The organism is Postechiella marina (assembly GCF_039538365.1).
Lineage (GTDB): Bacteria > Bacteroidota > Bacteroidia > Flavobacteriales > Flavobacteriaceae > Postechiella > Postechiella marina.
This window is the reverse complement of record NZ_BAABCA010000005.1, coordinates 46922-61223: the sequence shown is the minus strand read 5'-3', so window position 1 is coordinate 61223 and position 14302 is coordinate 46922. Positions and strand designations below refer to the sequence as shown.

The window sequence follows — 14302 nt, the reverse complement described above, 5'->3', positions numbered from 1 at the left end:
ACCAAATAATGAAGATAAGTAAAAAACTAAGTTTAATTTTTTGTGGGGTATTGCTAATAGCATGCAGTAAAGCACCTACAGCTACTTTAGATATAAATACAACAGAAAACTTTGATTTTGGATGGAAATTCTTTGCAGGAGAAATTGCCAATTCAGAAAATTTTGATTTTGATGATGGTAATTGGAGAGACGTTAACTTACCTCACGATTGGAGTATAGAAGGCAACTTTAGTAAAAACAATCCATCTTTTTCTCGAGGAGGATGGTTACCAACAGGAAAAGTAGCTTACAGAAAAAAATTTGTAATTCCTGATACCGATAAAGGTAAGCGCATTGTTATAGCTTTTGATGGAGCTTATAGAAATTCTGAAGTTTATATAAACGGACACTTATTAGGTAAACGCCCTTTTGGATATATTGCTTTTCATTACGATCTTACTAAACACGTTAATTTTGGTAAAGAGAATATTGTCTCTGTTAAGTTAGATAACTCAAACCAACCAGGCTCTCGTTGGTATACAGGTACAGGTATTTATCGACATGTAAAACTTATAAAAACAAACCAAGTATATATTCCTATTTGGGGTAATTATATTATTGCCAATAACGTGGTAGATAACGAGGCTTTAATAGAAATTGAAACTACCATAAATAATGACTTTAATAAGGATAAAGATGTACAAATTAGCTTATCTGTTATTAATCCTAAAGGAGAAAAAATAACAGAAAAATTAGTAAACCAAGGCATAAAGGCTAACCAAGCAGAAGTTGTTAAAACATCAATAAAAATAACAAACCCAGAATTATGGGATGTTAATTCGCCTAGACTTTATACGGTTAAAACAGATATTATTGTAGAAGGTAAAATTGTTTATACTCAAAATAAAAAAACAGGAATTAGAACTTTAGAGTTTAATAGTAATACAGGGTTTGCTATTAACGGGAAAACAATAAAACTTAAAGGTGTTTGTTTACATCACGATGGCGGACCGTTAGGTGCTGCTATAGGAAGAAGAACAGCAGAACGTCAATTAGAAAAACTAAAAGAAATGGGGTGTAATGCTGTGAGAATGGCGCATAATCCTTTTTCTGAAGAGTTTATGGATGTGTGTGATGAAATGGGAATGTTGGTAATGAATGAGGCCTTTGATGAGTGGGAGCGACCAAAATCGCCAACCACGGTTCAAGATGGTAAAAAGGTAAAGCTGCAAGTGTATAAATATGCACATCATTTTAAAAAATGGGCAGATAGAGATTTAACAGATTTTATACTGCGAGACAGAAATCATCCTTCTGTAATTATGTGGAGTATTGGTAACGAAATTGATCAAATGCGAGACCCAGAAGGTGCTCCAATAGGTAAACGTCTTGCCAATATTGTACATAGGCTAGATTATCGTCCGGTTACCAATGGAGTACATGGTTACGGAAACCCTAAACGACCAAACCAAGAAGCTGCAGCAACAAGCGATATTTATGGTTATAATTATATTAAAGAACCTCGTTTAATAAAGGAAAGAACGTCTTTTCCTAACGTAAAAGCTGTTTTTACAGAGCATCAATCGGCTCAAATGTATTATCCACGATCTACATATTTATATGGAAAGGCAAAAGATGAGTGGTGGAAAAATTTAAATTATAAGCATAATGATGCTTACAATTGGGTTGAAAATAGTCGTGGCTTTTTAGGTAAAGATGGTATGGAAGCTTGGAGGCTAGTTAAAACTAATCCGTATGTTATGGGCGAGTTTATTTGGACAGGTTGGGATTATTTGGGCGAAGTTATTCCATACGGATGGCCAGCACGTTCTTCTTCTTTTGGTGTTATAGATTTAGCAGGTTTTCCTAAAGATGGGTATTATTTTTATCAAAGTCAATGGTCAGACAAACCAATGGTTCATATTTTTCCACATTGGAATTTAGAAGGTATGGAAGGAAAACAAGTTACAGTTTATGGCTATACCAATGGAGATGAAGTAGAGTTGTTTCAAGATGGAAAATCTTTAGGCAAACAAACCAACGCTATTGAAGGTGTGGAATACCAAAGTTGGAATGTAGTATACAAGCCAGGCGAACTTAGAGCGGTATCGTATAAAAATGGAAAAGTAATTGCCGAAAAAATAGTTCGAACTGCAGGTGTTGCATCAAAAATAAAAATGGAAACACGTCGAACAGAAATGTTAGCCAACGGACAAGATTTAATATATGTAGAGTGTACCATTCAAGATAAAGACGGTAACGAGGTACCTACCGCTAACAACCTTCTTAAATTTAAAATTGAAGGCTCGGCAACTATTGCTGGTGTAGGTAATGGAAATAATATGGGGTTAGAACCTTTTAAGGCAAATAAACGATCTGCTTTTAATGGTAAATGTTTAGCTATTATTAAATCAACAAAAAAAGCAGGAAATATTAAACTCACTGTTAGTGCAAATGGATTAGAGTCTAGCACCATTAATTTAATAGTAAAATAATAAAATGAAAAAAATATTTATAATACTGTTAATTTCTAATGCAGTAATAGCACAAGAAAAAATAGTTAACATTCTAGATTATGGAGCTAAGAAATCGCATACTGTACTAAGTACAAAAGCTATTCAATCTGCTATAAACGATTGTGCTAAAAGTGGAGGAGGTGTAGTTGTAGTGCCAAAAGGAACGTATGTAACTGGCACTCTGTTTTTAAAAAGCAATGTTACCTTTAAAATGGAAGCAAATACAGAGTTATTTGGTAGTTCAGACTTAAAAGACTACGCTACTGTGCCTTTAGGTACAGAAGAACCTCATTTTTCTAAATGCTTGTTTTATGCTAAAAATCAAAGTAATATTAAAATAATTGGTCATCCTCGATCTGAAATTAATGGAAAAGGATACATGTTTAAGCATAGTAAAGAAAGACCTAAACTATTTAGAATAGAAAACTGTAATAATATTGAGTTTGATAATGCTATTATAAAAAACTCAGGATCTTGGTGTGTGTATTTTAAAGAATGTAATAATGTTAATATCCATCATACTTCTGTTTATAACAAAGAAAATAGAAATAACGATGGGATGAATTTTGATGGTTGCTCTAATGTACGCATTACAGATTGCAATTTGCAAGTTGAAGATGATGCGATTTGTTTAAAAAGTAGTGTAGATAAAATTTGCGAAAATTTTTATGTCGAAAACTGCACAGTAAGCAGTTATTGGGCATCGTTAAAATTTGGAACAGCATCAAAAACAGGGTTTAGAAATATAACAGTTAAAAATTGCCAGTTTTTTGATAGTCGCCATGGCGCCATAAAATTGTTAGCTGTTGATGGTGCTGTAATAGAAAATGTTGAAATATCAGATATAAAGATGTATAACTGTGGCGGGCCTATTTTTGTGCGATTAGGAAATCGTGGTCGCGACTATTCAAAATCAATAAAGCAAGTTTATAAAACCGATGCAAAACCAGAAGGGAGACCTGTAGGGAAAATAAGAAACATTACATTTAAAAATATCGAGGCTAGATTAACAGGAAGAATTGATCCGCCAACAGAAGGTCTTATGTTTACCGGTTTGCCAGGACATTATATTGAAAATATAACCTTAGAAAATATTTATTTTTCTTATACTGGTTTTGGAGATTTAAATTTAGAAGATAGAGTTGTTCCAGAAGACGAAGCAAGGTATCCAGAGCAACTTTTCTTTGGAACTCTACCTTCTTATGGCATGTATTTTCGTCATGTAAAAGGGTTGAATCTTAAAAATGTAAACTTAGGGTTGCGTAATTTAGATAACCGACCAGCCATTGTTCTTGACGATGTTTATAATAGTAATCTTAAAAATATAGATTATGACCTTTCATCCAAAGTAAAATTAGGAATAATCAAAAAGCATACAAAAAATATAAATTCAAAAAATGTTAATTCAAATATTAAAAGATGGTAGGTAAAAAAATAATGTTTCGAGCTATTTATTTTATACTAAGTTTTGCTATTGTTTCTTGTAATAAAAAAGAAAATTCTATAAAAACGGTTCCCTTTTTAGAAAAAAAAGAACAATATAAAGCCAACTGGTCATCGTTACAAAAGCATAATACACCACAATGGATGCTAGATGCAAAATTTGGAATATACTGTCATTGGGGAGCACAATCTGTAATGCACGATTTAGGGGAGCCTAAAATGAGTGCTCAAGATGCTATTAAAAACTGGAAAGGAGAAAACTTTAATGCCAAAGCATGGGTAGATTTATTTCAAAAAGCAGGAGCGCAATTTGCAGGACCAGTAGCATGGCATGTTAATGGTTGTTTAAATTGGAACAGTAAAATTACAGACTGGAACACGGTACAAAAAGGACCTAAAATTGATATTTATGGAGAGTTAGCTAAAGAAATTCGTAAAACCGATATAAAACTTATGGCTTCTTTTCACAGTTCGACACTTTGGGGACAAATGAGCAAGACAGATAAAACGTATTTAGATCCTTTAGGAGATTATTCTAGACGAGGTAATACACCCAAAGTACATGGCGAAGATGGCAGGTATACTAAAGCTTATTTAAACGGTTGGCTAGATAGAATGAAGGAAGGTTACGAGCTACACCAACCAGATTTGGTTTGGGTAGATGTTGGTTTTGGTGGTACTGTTGGTCCAGAAAAAAAGCATCAAATAGTTGGCGGTAAAATTATAGATTCTGACAAAACATTAATGATTGATGGTATTAGAGAAGATGTGCAGCAAGATTTTATAAGTAGTTATTATAATGCTGCTTTAAGTTGGGGTAAAGATGTTGAGTTTATTTATAAAAGTTTCGACATACCACCTGGAGTTGCCATGAGAGATATTGAAAATGGTAATTTAGATGGTATGCAATACGACCCGTGGATGGCAGATATTAACATGCAACAGCATATAAAATGGCCTTTTGTTTGGTTTTATAATTCAGAAAATAAAATTAAAGATGCCAATATACTAGTTGATATGTTGGCTGATATTACTTCTAAAAATGGAAGAATACTTTTAAATGTTCCTCCAAAAGCAGATGGATCGTTTGCAGAAAATATTAAAGAAGAATTATACAAAATAGGGGATTGGCTGCAGTTAAATGGAGAGGCTATTTATGGAACAACACCATGGGTTTTTTATGGGGAAGGGCCAAGTTATATAAAAAATCCTGGACACCATGGTCAAGGTAAAAATCATGGAAATGATATGCCTATATATACGTCTAAAGATATTCGATTTACCCAAAAAGAAGGTGTTTTATATGCCATTGTTTTAGATTGGCCAGATGGTGAGTTAGATATAAAATCTTTTGGTTCAGATGGTAAACTATATGCTAACGAGATTAAAAAAATAAGTCTTTTAGGAAGTGCATCTAAATTAAAATGGAAGCAAAACTCACAAAGTTTAACTGTACAGTTTCCTGAAGAAAAACCTTGTAATTTTGCTTATGTATTAAAGATTGAGCGTTAAAACTTAATTTAATAACTTTTTTTATAAAGGGATGTTGCCATGTTTTCTTTTAGGAAGTTCTATTTTTTTATTTTCTAACATGGCGAAAGCTTTTAAAAGTTTACGCCTTGTGTTTTGCGGTAGTATAACTTCGTCTATAAAACCACGTGCAGCAGCGCGATAAGGGTTTGCAAATTTTTCTGAGTACTCAGCTTCTTTTTCAGCTAGTTTTTCTTCAGGATGGTCTGCATTTGCAATTTCTCTTTTAAAAATAATTTCACTTGCACCTTTGGCACCCATAACTGCAATTTCTGCTGTAGGCCATGCAAAATTTAAATCGGCACCAATGTGTTTAGAGTTCATAACGTCGTAAGCACCGCCATAAGCCTTTCTGGTAATTAAAGTTACTTTTGGTACTGTAGCTTCGCTTAAAGCGTACAACAGTTTAGCGCCATGTACAATAATACCGTTCCACTCTTGATCGGTACCAGGTAAAAAACCAGGAACATCTACTAAAACTAGTAAAGGAATATTAAAACTATCGCAAAAACGCGTAAATCTTGCTGCTTTTTTAGAACTATTTACATCTAATACACCTGCTAAAAATAAAGGTTGGTTGGCTATAATACCAACGCTTCTTCCTCCAATTCTAGAAAAACCTACAATAATGTTTTCTGCATAATCTTTGTGTATTTCGTAAAACGAATCAGTATCAATAATACCATTTATAACATGATGCATGTCATAAGGTTTATTGGCGTTTTCTGGAATTATGGTAGACAAAACATCTCTTAGTTCTTCTTTTGGTGTAAAAGGTAGTAACGGTGCAGTTTCGTTATTATTTTGAGGTAAGTAACTTATTAGTTTTTTTAAATCTTCTAAACATTCAACATCGTTAGCCGATGTTTTGTGAGCAACACCAGATTTAGAGGCGTGTGTGTACGCACCACCAAGTTCTTCGCTGCTTACTTCTTCGTTTGTTACAGTTTTTACAACACTAGGACCAGTTACAAACATATAACTTGTGTTTTCTACCATCATTGTAAAATCTGTTATTGCAGGAGAGTACACAGCACCACCTGCACATGGTCCCATAATGGCAGATATTTGAGGAATAACACCCGAGGCTTGTACGTTTTTATGAAAAATATCGGCATAGCCACCAAGAGATCTTACTCCTTCTTGAATTCTTGCGCCACCAGAGTCGTTTAGTCCAATAATTGGCGCTCCTACTTTAGTTGCTAAATCCATGATTTTACAAATTTTTTCGGCATGGGTTTCAGATAAAGAGCCTCCAAAAACTGTGAAATCTTGAGCATATATGTAAACTAATCTATTGTTTATTGTACCATATCCAGTTATAACACCATCGCCATAATATACTTCGTTTTCCATTCCAAAATCTGTAGTTCTATGTGTTACTAAAACTCCAATTTCTTCAAAAGACCCTTCGTCCATTATATAATTTACACGTTCTCTAGCTGTTAATTTCTTTTTGGCGTGTTGCCTATCAATGCGTTTTTGTCCGCCACCTAAATAGGCTTTTTCTAAGCGGTTGTTTAATTTATTTATATTAGATTTCATGTGTATGTGCTTTAATTTAGTTGTGTTTTAGCTAAAAACTAACAGTTAGGTAATCTTAGTTGCTTTTGATCTTCTAAATACTTTTTAACTGCAATTAAAGCAGCTAGTCTAGCTTTATTAGAGGTATTAGCTTCTAAAACTTCTGGATTATAATATTTTTTCACAAAATGAGTGTCAAAATGTCCAGATTGAAAGGCTTCATGATTACATACATATTTACCAAAATTTAATGTAGTTTCTACGCCTTCTACTTCGTAATTGTCAATAGCTTTTAGCATGAGTTGAATAGCTTCTTCTCGCGTTTTTCCATAGGTTATTAACTTAGCGAGCATAGGATCGTAATAAATGGGAATATCCATATTGGCTTCAAAACCATTATCAACTCTAATACCTTTTCCTGTCGGAATTTTGTAAGCACTTAAATAACCCACACTAGGTAAAAAATCGTTTAAAGGATCTTCGGCATAAACTCTTAACTCTAATGCATGTCCTTTAATTTTTAAATCTTCTTGCTTTAGTTCTAGTTTTTCACCTCTGGCAATTTTTATTTGTAATTCTACCAAATCTACACCTGCAATAAGCTCAGAAACAGGATGCTCTACTTGTAGGCGCGTGTTCATTTCTAAAAAATAGAAGTTAAGGTTTTCATCCAATAAAAATTCTACAGTTCCTGCCCCTAAATAATCACAAGATTTAGCCACTTTAATAGCTGCTTCTCCCATTTTGGCTCTTAATTCTGGTGTTAAAATGGTAGAAGGTGCTTCTTCAATTACCTTTTGGTGTCGCCTTTGTATACTACATTCTCTTTCAAAAAAATGCAAAATGTTACCATGACTATCTGCCATAATTTGAATTTCGATATGTCTTGGCGAACTCACGTATTTTTCTATAAAAACAGAACCGTCTCCAAAGGCAGAAGTAGCTTCGCTAATAGCTCGTTGCATTTGCGATTCTAAATCACTTTCTTTTTCTACAACACGCATACCTTTTCCGCCTCCACCTGCCGAGGCTTTAATTAAGATAGGAAAACCAATCTCTTTGGCAACTTTTTTGGCTAGTTCTATATCGGTTATTGCTTGGTCAATACCTGGTACCATTGGGATGTTGTAAGCTTTTACAGTTTCTTTTGCTGCAAGTTTACTTCCCATTATTTTAATGGCTTTAGATTTTGGCCCAATAAATATGATGTCGTTTTTTTCTGTTAAGGCTGAGAATTCTGCGTTTTCACTTAAAAAACCGTAACCAGGATGAATGGCGTCTACACCAAGTTGTTTGGCTACTTCTATAATTTTATTGCCTTTTAAATATGATTGGTTTGATGGAGATTCTCCTATATGCACAGCTTCGTCTGCGAGGCGAACATGTGGTGAGTTTCTATCTACGGTAGAGTAAACAGCAACCGTTTTTATTCCCATTTTTTGAGCAGTTTTTATTACTCGAATAGCGATTTCTCCTCGATTGGCGATTAGTATTTTTTTCATTTAAATGGATTGTTTTTATTTCCGCGCAAGCGAAACCTTAATATGTTTAGTTAAGCGATGTATTAAGATTTAGTATCGAATTCTATTAGTTGTTCATTCTTATCTACAGCAGCTCCTTTTTTTACTGAAATAGTTTTTATAATGCCATTAATGGGAGATGTAATTATGTTTTCCATTTTCATAGCTTCAAGTATAAGTATAGGGTCGTTTTCTTTAACCTCTTGGTTTTCTTTAACCAAAACATCTATAATTAACCCTGGCATTGGCGCTTTTATGGCATTAACTTGTTTTAACTTGCCGGTTTCGAATCCCATAGTTTTTATTAGGGAGTCTAACTCGTTGTTAATGTTTATGTTAAAAACAGTATTATTAATGTTTACTTTATATGTTTTTTCAAGAAAATTAGAGCCTAATATTTCAGCTTTTATAGAGTGGTGGTCTTGAATGATGTGATATTCGTTTTCAGAAATTTTAAGTGTGTCTAGTTTTGAAATATCATCGCTATTTAAATCAAAATCATATTGATTATTTACATTTACTTTAAATACTTTACTCATGCTAATACAAGATTATTTACTAGTAAATATATGAATTTTTTTGCGCTTATTTTTTTGATTTATTTGTATGCTGAAAGTGCTCGTTTTATAACATGAAAAAAGCCGTTTAAATAAATTTAAACGGCATTTTCTCAATTTGCTAGCATCTATAAGTCTCTCACATTTATTGGATGCTATGGTAATAGTCTCTCAAGTGCAAATTTATAAGATATGGCTTACATTTGCCTATTATAAATTCATAGGTTTTTACTAAATTTTGAATTTTGACTGATTTTGGTGCCTTTTTATCGCTTTTTTTGATAGGAATATGGCTATTGCTAGAGAAATAAATGCACCAACCCATATTCCTGGAATAAAATCGATAAATAAAAAGAAATCATATGCACCATGAAAAAGAATGGCTAGGAGTAATCCTGCAATATTTAATAGCGATTGATGGTTTGAAAATTTAGCTTTGCCTACAAAATATCCCATTAAAATACCAAAAGTTGCATGAGCGGGAATTGCTGTAAAAGCACGAAGCATAGCGGTTTGATATCCGCTTTCTAATACGTAAAAAATATTTTCTGTAGCAGCAAAACCCATCGATACCATTACTGCGTAAACTATACCATCAAACTGTTCGTTAAATTCTTTATTTGGTTGTGCGTAGTAGCGTACTATAATATATTTGCTAAACTCTTCGGTAAAACCAACAACTACAAAAGCTTTTAAAAATTGCTGATAAACACTATGATGCTCTGTTAAAGGTAAAACAATATCAAAAGCATAGTAAATTAAGGTCGTAACTATAATACTAACTATAGCGCCAAGTAAAAAGTTGTAAAATAGAATGCGTTTGGGCTCTTTTTCGTATGTATCGTTAAAATAAATGTAAAGTATAACAATAATAATAGGGGCAAGGGCAAGTAAGAGTAAAGTCATTTATAAATAATGATCTGTAAAAATTAAGAGGTTTTATTTTGAATATGTTGAAGTACAGTAAGGTAATAGTTGCTATTTGTGGCTACAAAATGGTTGTTAGTTTTACTTTGTGCTAATAGGTTTTTAAAAGTTGCAATATTTACTAGTTTTAAAGCTTTAACCTCTTCTTCTTGGCGTTTTAAATTAGCAAGTGGTTCTTTAAGTTCTGCTATAAAGGTATTATGAAACTCGTTGTCTATAATGCCATTTTTGTAGTTTTGGAAACAGTTAAAAACACCTATTTTATGCAAATCGGTTTCTATAATGTTTAATCCTATTTCTTCTTTTGTTTCTCTTATAGCTGCTTGTTTTATAGACTCGCCAGCATCTACATGTCCTGCTACAGAGACGTCCCACATGAGCGGACATATTGTTTTTTTTGCAGAACGTTGAGAAAGTAAAACGAAGCCATTTTTTGTGTAAAACCATACATGTGCTGTATGGTGATACAAACCTGTTTGGTGAATAACCGATTTTAATTCAGATTTTCCTGTTGGATAGCCATTTTTATCAACAACATCAATAAATTCATCCATAGTATTAAATTATAAAATAGAAGTTAAACATTGCAAAAGTATGGTAAAATCTTCTTTTGTGTTAAATAGATGGCAAGATACACGAATATAGTTACCTCGAATAGACACAAAAATTCGATGCTTTTCAAGTTGCGCCTTTAATGTTGTTAAATCGATATTATTTGGTAATTCTATACCAAATAGATGATTTGCTCTATACTCAGAATCTTCTATTTGGCAGCCTAGCTTAGTAAGTGGTTTTATAATGTGTTGAGAAATTTCTTGACAATACAATTGAATATATTCTGGAGTCCATTCTAGAATATTAGAAATAGAATCTTGCAGCATGGCTACAGCAATAAAATTAGCATTTTCTCCAGAGTTGTATCTAGCAGCTTGTATTTTATATTCTGATTGATAATTTGTTAAATCAGCAAAATTGTCGCTATTAACTCTATTGCTCCAATTTTCTTCAATGGGTATTCCATCATCAAAATAAGGTCCATAATATGCTAACCCGTAAGCATAGGCTCCAAATAACCATTTGTAGCCTGCACAAATTACTGCATCTGGCTGAATATTTTTTATAGAAAAAGGCAAAGCGCCTAAAGACTGCGTAGCATCGACTATAAGTAGTGCGTTTTTAGTTTTTGCCTTTTTGCTAATGGCTTTTAGGTTAAAAAGTGTGCCATCTGCCCAATGGATGTGACCTATAGCAATAACAGCTGTTTTTTCTGTTATACTATTTAATATGTCGATATTCCAGTTTTTGCCTCGATTTTTTTTGCCTTTTGGTTTCGCTATGGTAATTATTTTAGCATTATATTTTTCAACAAGGCGTTGCCATGCGTAAAAATTGCTAGGAAATTGATCTTCTACAATTAAAATTTCGTCTCCAGCATTTAAAACAATATTATTTGCAACTGTTGCAATGCCATAGGATGCAGACGGAATCGCTGCAATACGTTCTGGTTCGTTTGTATTAATTAATTTGGCAAATTGTTTTTTAAGCAAATTTAAAGGCGAAAAAAAGTCGTTGCTCGTAATGGTAAATGGTACACTTTTTTTATCTATAGCTTTTTTACCAGCAAGATTTGTACTTTTTAATAAAGGCGACATAGTCGCTGTATTTAAGTAAGTAATATGGTTAGGTAAATCAAATAAATGCTTTAGGTTTTGCATAATAATTAAGAATAAAAAATCCCGCCATTTGGCGGGATTTAGTAAGTTTTATTTAAAGTAACTAAACGTTTCCCCGTCTTCTATTTTTAATAGTGTTTCGTAGATAAGTTTAATAACATTTTCTACATCGTCTTTATGTACCATTTCTACAGTGGTATGCATATAGCGTAATGGTAACGATATTAAAGCACTAGCAACACCGCCATTGCTATAAGCAAAAGCATCTGTATCTGTACCTGTAGCGCGAGATAGAGCAGAGCGCTGAAAAGGAATTTTTTTATCTTCTGCTGTTTCTGTAATTAAATCTCGCAATTTTTGTTGTACAGCAGGAGCATAAGCAATAACGGGTCCAGCTCCAATTTCCATATGCCCCGCAGTTTTCTTTTCAATCATTGGGGTTGTTGTATCGTGTGTTACATCAGTAACAATAGCTGCATTTGGTTTTATAGTATGTGCAATCATCTCTGCACCACGTAAACCTATTTCTTCTTGTACAGCATTTACAATGTAAAGTCCAAAAGGAAGTTCTTTTTTATTTTCTTTTAATAAACGGGCAACTTCAGCTATCATAAAACCACCCATTCTGTTATCTAAGGCACGACAAACAAATTTATCGCCATTTAGAATATGAAATTCGTCTGGGTAAGTAATAACACAACCAACATGTACGCCAAGGTTTTCTACCTCCTCTTTAGTTTTGCATCCGCAATCAATAAAAATATTATCTGGTTTTGGCGCCTGCTCTTTAGCGCGGTTTCGTGTATGTATAGCTGGCCAACCAAAAACACCTTTTACTATACCGTTTTTAGTATGAATATTAACAACTTTACTTGGTGCAATTTGATGATCGCTACCTCCGTTTCTAACCACATAAATAAGTCCGTCGTCACTTATATAATTAACATACCATGCAATTTCGTCTGCATGTCCTTCTATAACAACTTTGTATTTAGCATCGGGGTTTATAACACCAACCGCTGTACCATAGGTATCGGTAATAAATTCATCTACATAAGGTTTTAAATAATCCATCCATAATTCTTGCCCAGTCCATTCGTATCCTGTTGGCGCTGCATTATTTAAATATTTCTCTAAAAAGTCCATAGACTCTTTAGTAAGTAAGCTCTTTTCTGCCATATTTTTTAATTTTCAACTAAAATAATAATATATCTATAAAATAAATGTTTTACAGAATGTAAATTATTAATTTTGGAGAGATTATTGCTCCTTTTGTTAATAGATGATTTTTTTTAGATACATATTTTTATTTTTTCCATTTCTTGTATTATCTCAAGTAAGCGGTAGAACTCTGGACTCTACACAAACAGATTACATTATTGTAAAAGGAGACTCGATACCACGAACGTCTATAGATTTGGACGAAGTTATGCTTTTGCATAAATTAAAGTTTAATAGTAGGGAAGAGCGTGTGCGCTATTTAATTTTAAGGCGAAAAACAATAAAAGTATATCCGTATGCAAAAATGGCTGCAGATCGTTTAGATTCTTTAACAAAGCATTTAGCAACTTTAACTAAGAAAAGAGATAAGCGACGGTATACTAAAAGAATTCAGAAATATATTGAAGGTGAGTTTTCTGAGAAACTAAAAAAAATGTCGCGTACCGAAGGACAGATTTTAGTAAAACTAATTCATAGGCAAACTGGTATAACAGCTTTTAATCTTGTAAAAGAATTGCGTAATGGTTGGCGAGCCTTTTGGTATAATACAACTGCAAGTATGTTCGATATTTCTTTAAAACGAGAATTCGATCCTGTAAACGAAAAAGAAGATTATTTAATAGAAGATATTTTGCAGCGTAATTTTCAGAGTGGTCGCTTAGAAAGACAAAAATCGGCTATTCCTTTTGATTTTTACGACTTAACCAATAAATGGCTACGTGCTAAAACACCTGAAAAAGATGAGTGACAAAATTCAATCGCCATTTGAAGAAAAACTAAATGCTATTTCGCATGGTGTTGGTGCCATTTTAGGCATTATTGCTTTGGTTTTACTTGTTATTTTTAATACAGATAAAACCCATTGGAGCCTATTTAGTGTTATAGTTTATGGTGCATCTATTATTTTATTATTTGCAGTATCTACAGTGTACCATACGGTTAAAGATGTTGTAAAAAAACATAGTTTTCGTATTTTAGATCATATCAGTATTTATGTACTTATTGCAGGAACTTACACTCCCGTATGTTTAATTACACTTAGCGATAGTAGTGGTTGGACCATCTTTTGGGTTGTTTGGGGTATTGCTGCCTTTGGAGTGGTTTTAAAACTGTTTTTTACTGGGCGTTTCGAGTTGTTTTCTACACTGTTGTATTTAGTAATGGGTTGGCTTATTGTATTCGATTTTACAACGCTTAGCAATGGTATAGGTAGCGATGGTGTTTTTATGCTTTTTGCAGGAGGCTTGGCATATACGGTTGGTATTATTTTTTATGCTATTCATAAAATACCCTATAATCATGTTATTTGGCATTTATTTGTTTTAGCTGGTGCTATTTTTCATTTTTTTATGATTTTCTTATATGTTATATAAATAATTATTTTTTACTATTGGTTATACTTTATTTTTTTT

The 14302-nt window shown here is 33.0% G+C and carries 12 protein-coding genes; 5 read left to right on the top strand and 7 right to left on the bottom strand.

The window, feature by feature from the left end; genetic code table 11:
• Positions 1-8: 8 nt before the first annotated feature.
• From ABD715_RS11930 to ABD715_RS11920, 3 genes are read left to right on the top strand one after another with little or no spacing between them, the layout of a single operon-like run.
• A complete protein-coding gene (locus tag ABD715_RS11930; RefSeq protein ID WP_344788477.1) occupies positions 9-2474 on the top strand; it encodes a glycoside hydrolase family 2 TIM barrel-domain containing protein in 2466 nt (821 codons plus the stop codon).
• A gap of 4 nt (positions 2475-2478) precedes the next feature.
• Positions 2479-3921: a glycoside hydrolase family 28 protein gene (locus tag ABD715_RS11925; RefSeq protein WP_344788476.1), complete on the top strand. Its 1443-nt coding sequence runs from the start codon at positions 2479-2481 to the stop codon at positions 3919-3921.
• Positions 3915-5450: an alpha-L-fucosidase gene (locus tag ABD715_RS11920; protein WP_344788475.1), complete on the top strand. Its 1536-nt coding sequence runs from the start codon at positions 3915-3917 to the stop codon at positions 5448-5450. Before ABD715_RS11925 ends, ABD715_RS11920 begins: the two co-directional genes overlap by 7 nt.
• A gap of 21 nt (positions 5451-5471) precedes the next feature.
• On the opposite strand, the gene ABD715_RS11915 is transcribed toward ABD715_RS11920, so the two are convergent.
• The 7 genes from ABD715_RS11915 to ABD715_RS11885 form a co-directional block, all read right to left on the bottom strand.
• Positions 5472-7013 (bottom strand): acyl-CoA carboxylase subunit beta, encoded by a 1542-nt coding sequence (locus ABD715_RS11915; protein WP_344788474.1) that lies wholly within the window; start codon positions 7011-7013, stop codon positions 5472-5474.
• A gap of 38 nt (positions 7014-7051) precedes the next feature.
• Positions 7052-8494, bottom strand: coding sequence for an acetyl-CoA carboxylase biotin carboxylase subunit (gene accC / locus ABD715_RS11910; RefSeq protein WP_344788473.1), 1443 nt, complete (start codon positions 8492-8494; stop codon positions 7052-7054).
• Between the two features lie 62 nt (positions 8495-8556).
• Positions 8557-9051, bottom strand: a complete 495-nt coding sequence (locus ABD715_RS11905) for an acyl-CoA carboxylase biotin carboxyl carrier protein subunit (RefSeq protein ID WP_344788472.1) — start codon at positions 9049-9051, stop codon at positions 8557-8559.
• A 249-nt stretch (positions 9052-9300) separates the two neighbouring features.
• Positions 9301-9975, bottom strand: coding sequence for a PrsW family intramembrane metalloprotease (locus ABD715_RS11900; RefSeq protein WP_344788471.1), 675 nt, complete (start codon positions 9973-9975; stop codon positions 9301-9303).
• 23 nt (positions 9976-9998) lie between these two features.
• Positions 9999-10550 (bottom strand): NUDIX hydrolase, encoded by a 552-nt coding sequence (locus ABD715_RS11895; RefSeq protein WP_344788470.1) that lies wholly within the window; start codon positions 10548-10550, stop codon positions 9999-10001.
• Between the two features lie 9 nt (positions 10551-10559).
• Entirely contained in the window at positions 10560-11711 is a 1152-nt protein-coding gene (locus ABD715_RS11890) for an aminotransferase class V-fold PLP-dependent enzyme (RefSeq protein WP_344788469.1), read from the bottom strand.
• 48 nt (positions 11712-11759) lie between these two features.
• A complete protein-coding gene (locus ABD715_RS11885) occupies positions 11760-12848 on the bottom strand; it encodes a M42 family metallopeptidase (RefSeq protein ID WP_344788468.1) in 1089 nt (362 codons plus the stop codon).
• A gap of 103 nt (positions 12849-12951) precedes the next feature.
• Between ABD715_RS11885 and ABD715_RS11880 the strand changes: the two genes are divergently transcribed.
• Positions 12952-13638: a DUF4294 domain-containing protein gene (locus tag ABD715_RS11880; RefSeq protein WP_344788467.1), complete on the top strand. Its 687-nt coding sequence runs from the start codon at positions 12952-12954 to the stop codon at positions 13636-13638.
• Positions 13631-14263 carry a PAQR family membrane homeostasis protein TrhA gene (trhA, locus tag ABD715_RS11875; protein WP_344788466.1) on the top strand — a complete coding sequence of 211 codons (633 nt, stop codon included), beginning with the start codon at positions 13631-13633 and terminating at the stop codon, positions 14261-14263. The genes ABD715_RS11880 and trhA overlap by 8 nt, the downstream gene beginning before the upstream one ends.
• Positions 14264-14302: the final 39 nt, after the last annotated feature.

Coding starts and splice junctions, on each gene's coding strand:
- ABD715_RS11895 (WP_344788470.1), bottom strand. CDS start 10,550: ATGGATGAATTTATTGATGTTGTTGATAAAAATGGCTATCCAACAGGA.
- ABD715_RS11930 (WP_344788477.1), top strand. CDS start 9: ATGAAGATAAGTAAAAAACTAAGTTTAATTTTTTGTGGGGTATTGCTA.
- accC (WP_344788473.1), bottom strand. CDS start 8,494: ATGAAAAAAATACTAATCGCCAATCGAGGAGAAATCGCTATTCGAGTA.
- ABD715_RS11905 (WP_344788472.1), bottom strand. CDS start 9,051: ATGAGTAAAGTATTTAAAGTAAATGTAAATAATCAATATGATTTTGAT.
- ABD715_RS11925 (WP_344788476.1), top strand. CDS start 2,479: ATGAAAAAAATATTTATAATACTGTTAATTTCTAATGCAGTAATAGCA.
- ABD715_RS11900 (WP_344788471.1), bottom strand. CDS start 9,975: ATGACTTTACTCTTACTTGCCCTTGCCCCTATTATTATTGTTATACTT.
- ABD715_RS11885 (WP_344788468.1), bottom strand. CDS start 12,848: ATGGCAGAAAAGAGCTTACTTACTAAAGAGTCTATGGACTTTTTAGAG.
- ABD715_RS11890 (WP_344788469.1), bottom strand. CDS start 11,711: ATGCAAAACCTAAAGCATTTATTTGATTTACCTAACCATATTACTTAC.
- trhA (WP_344788466.1), top strand. CDS start 13,631: ATGAGTGACAAAATTCAATCGCCATTTGAAGAAAAACTAAATGCTATT.
- ABD715_RS11880 (WP_344788467.1), top strand. CDS start 12,952: ATGATTTTTTTTAGATACATATTTTTATTTTTTCCATTTCTTGTATTA.
- ABD715_RS11920 (WP_344788475.1), top strand. CDS start 3,915: ATGGTAGGTAAAAAAATAATGTTTCGAGCTATTTATTTTATACTAAGT.
- ABD715_RS11915 (WP_344788474.1), bottom strand. CDS start 7,013: ATGAAATCTAATATAAATAAATTAAACAACCGCTTAGAAAAAGCCTAT.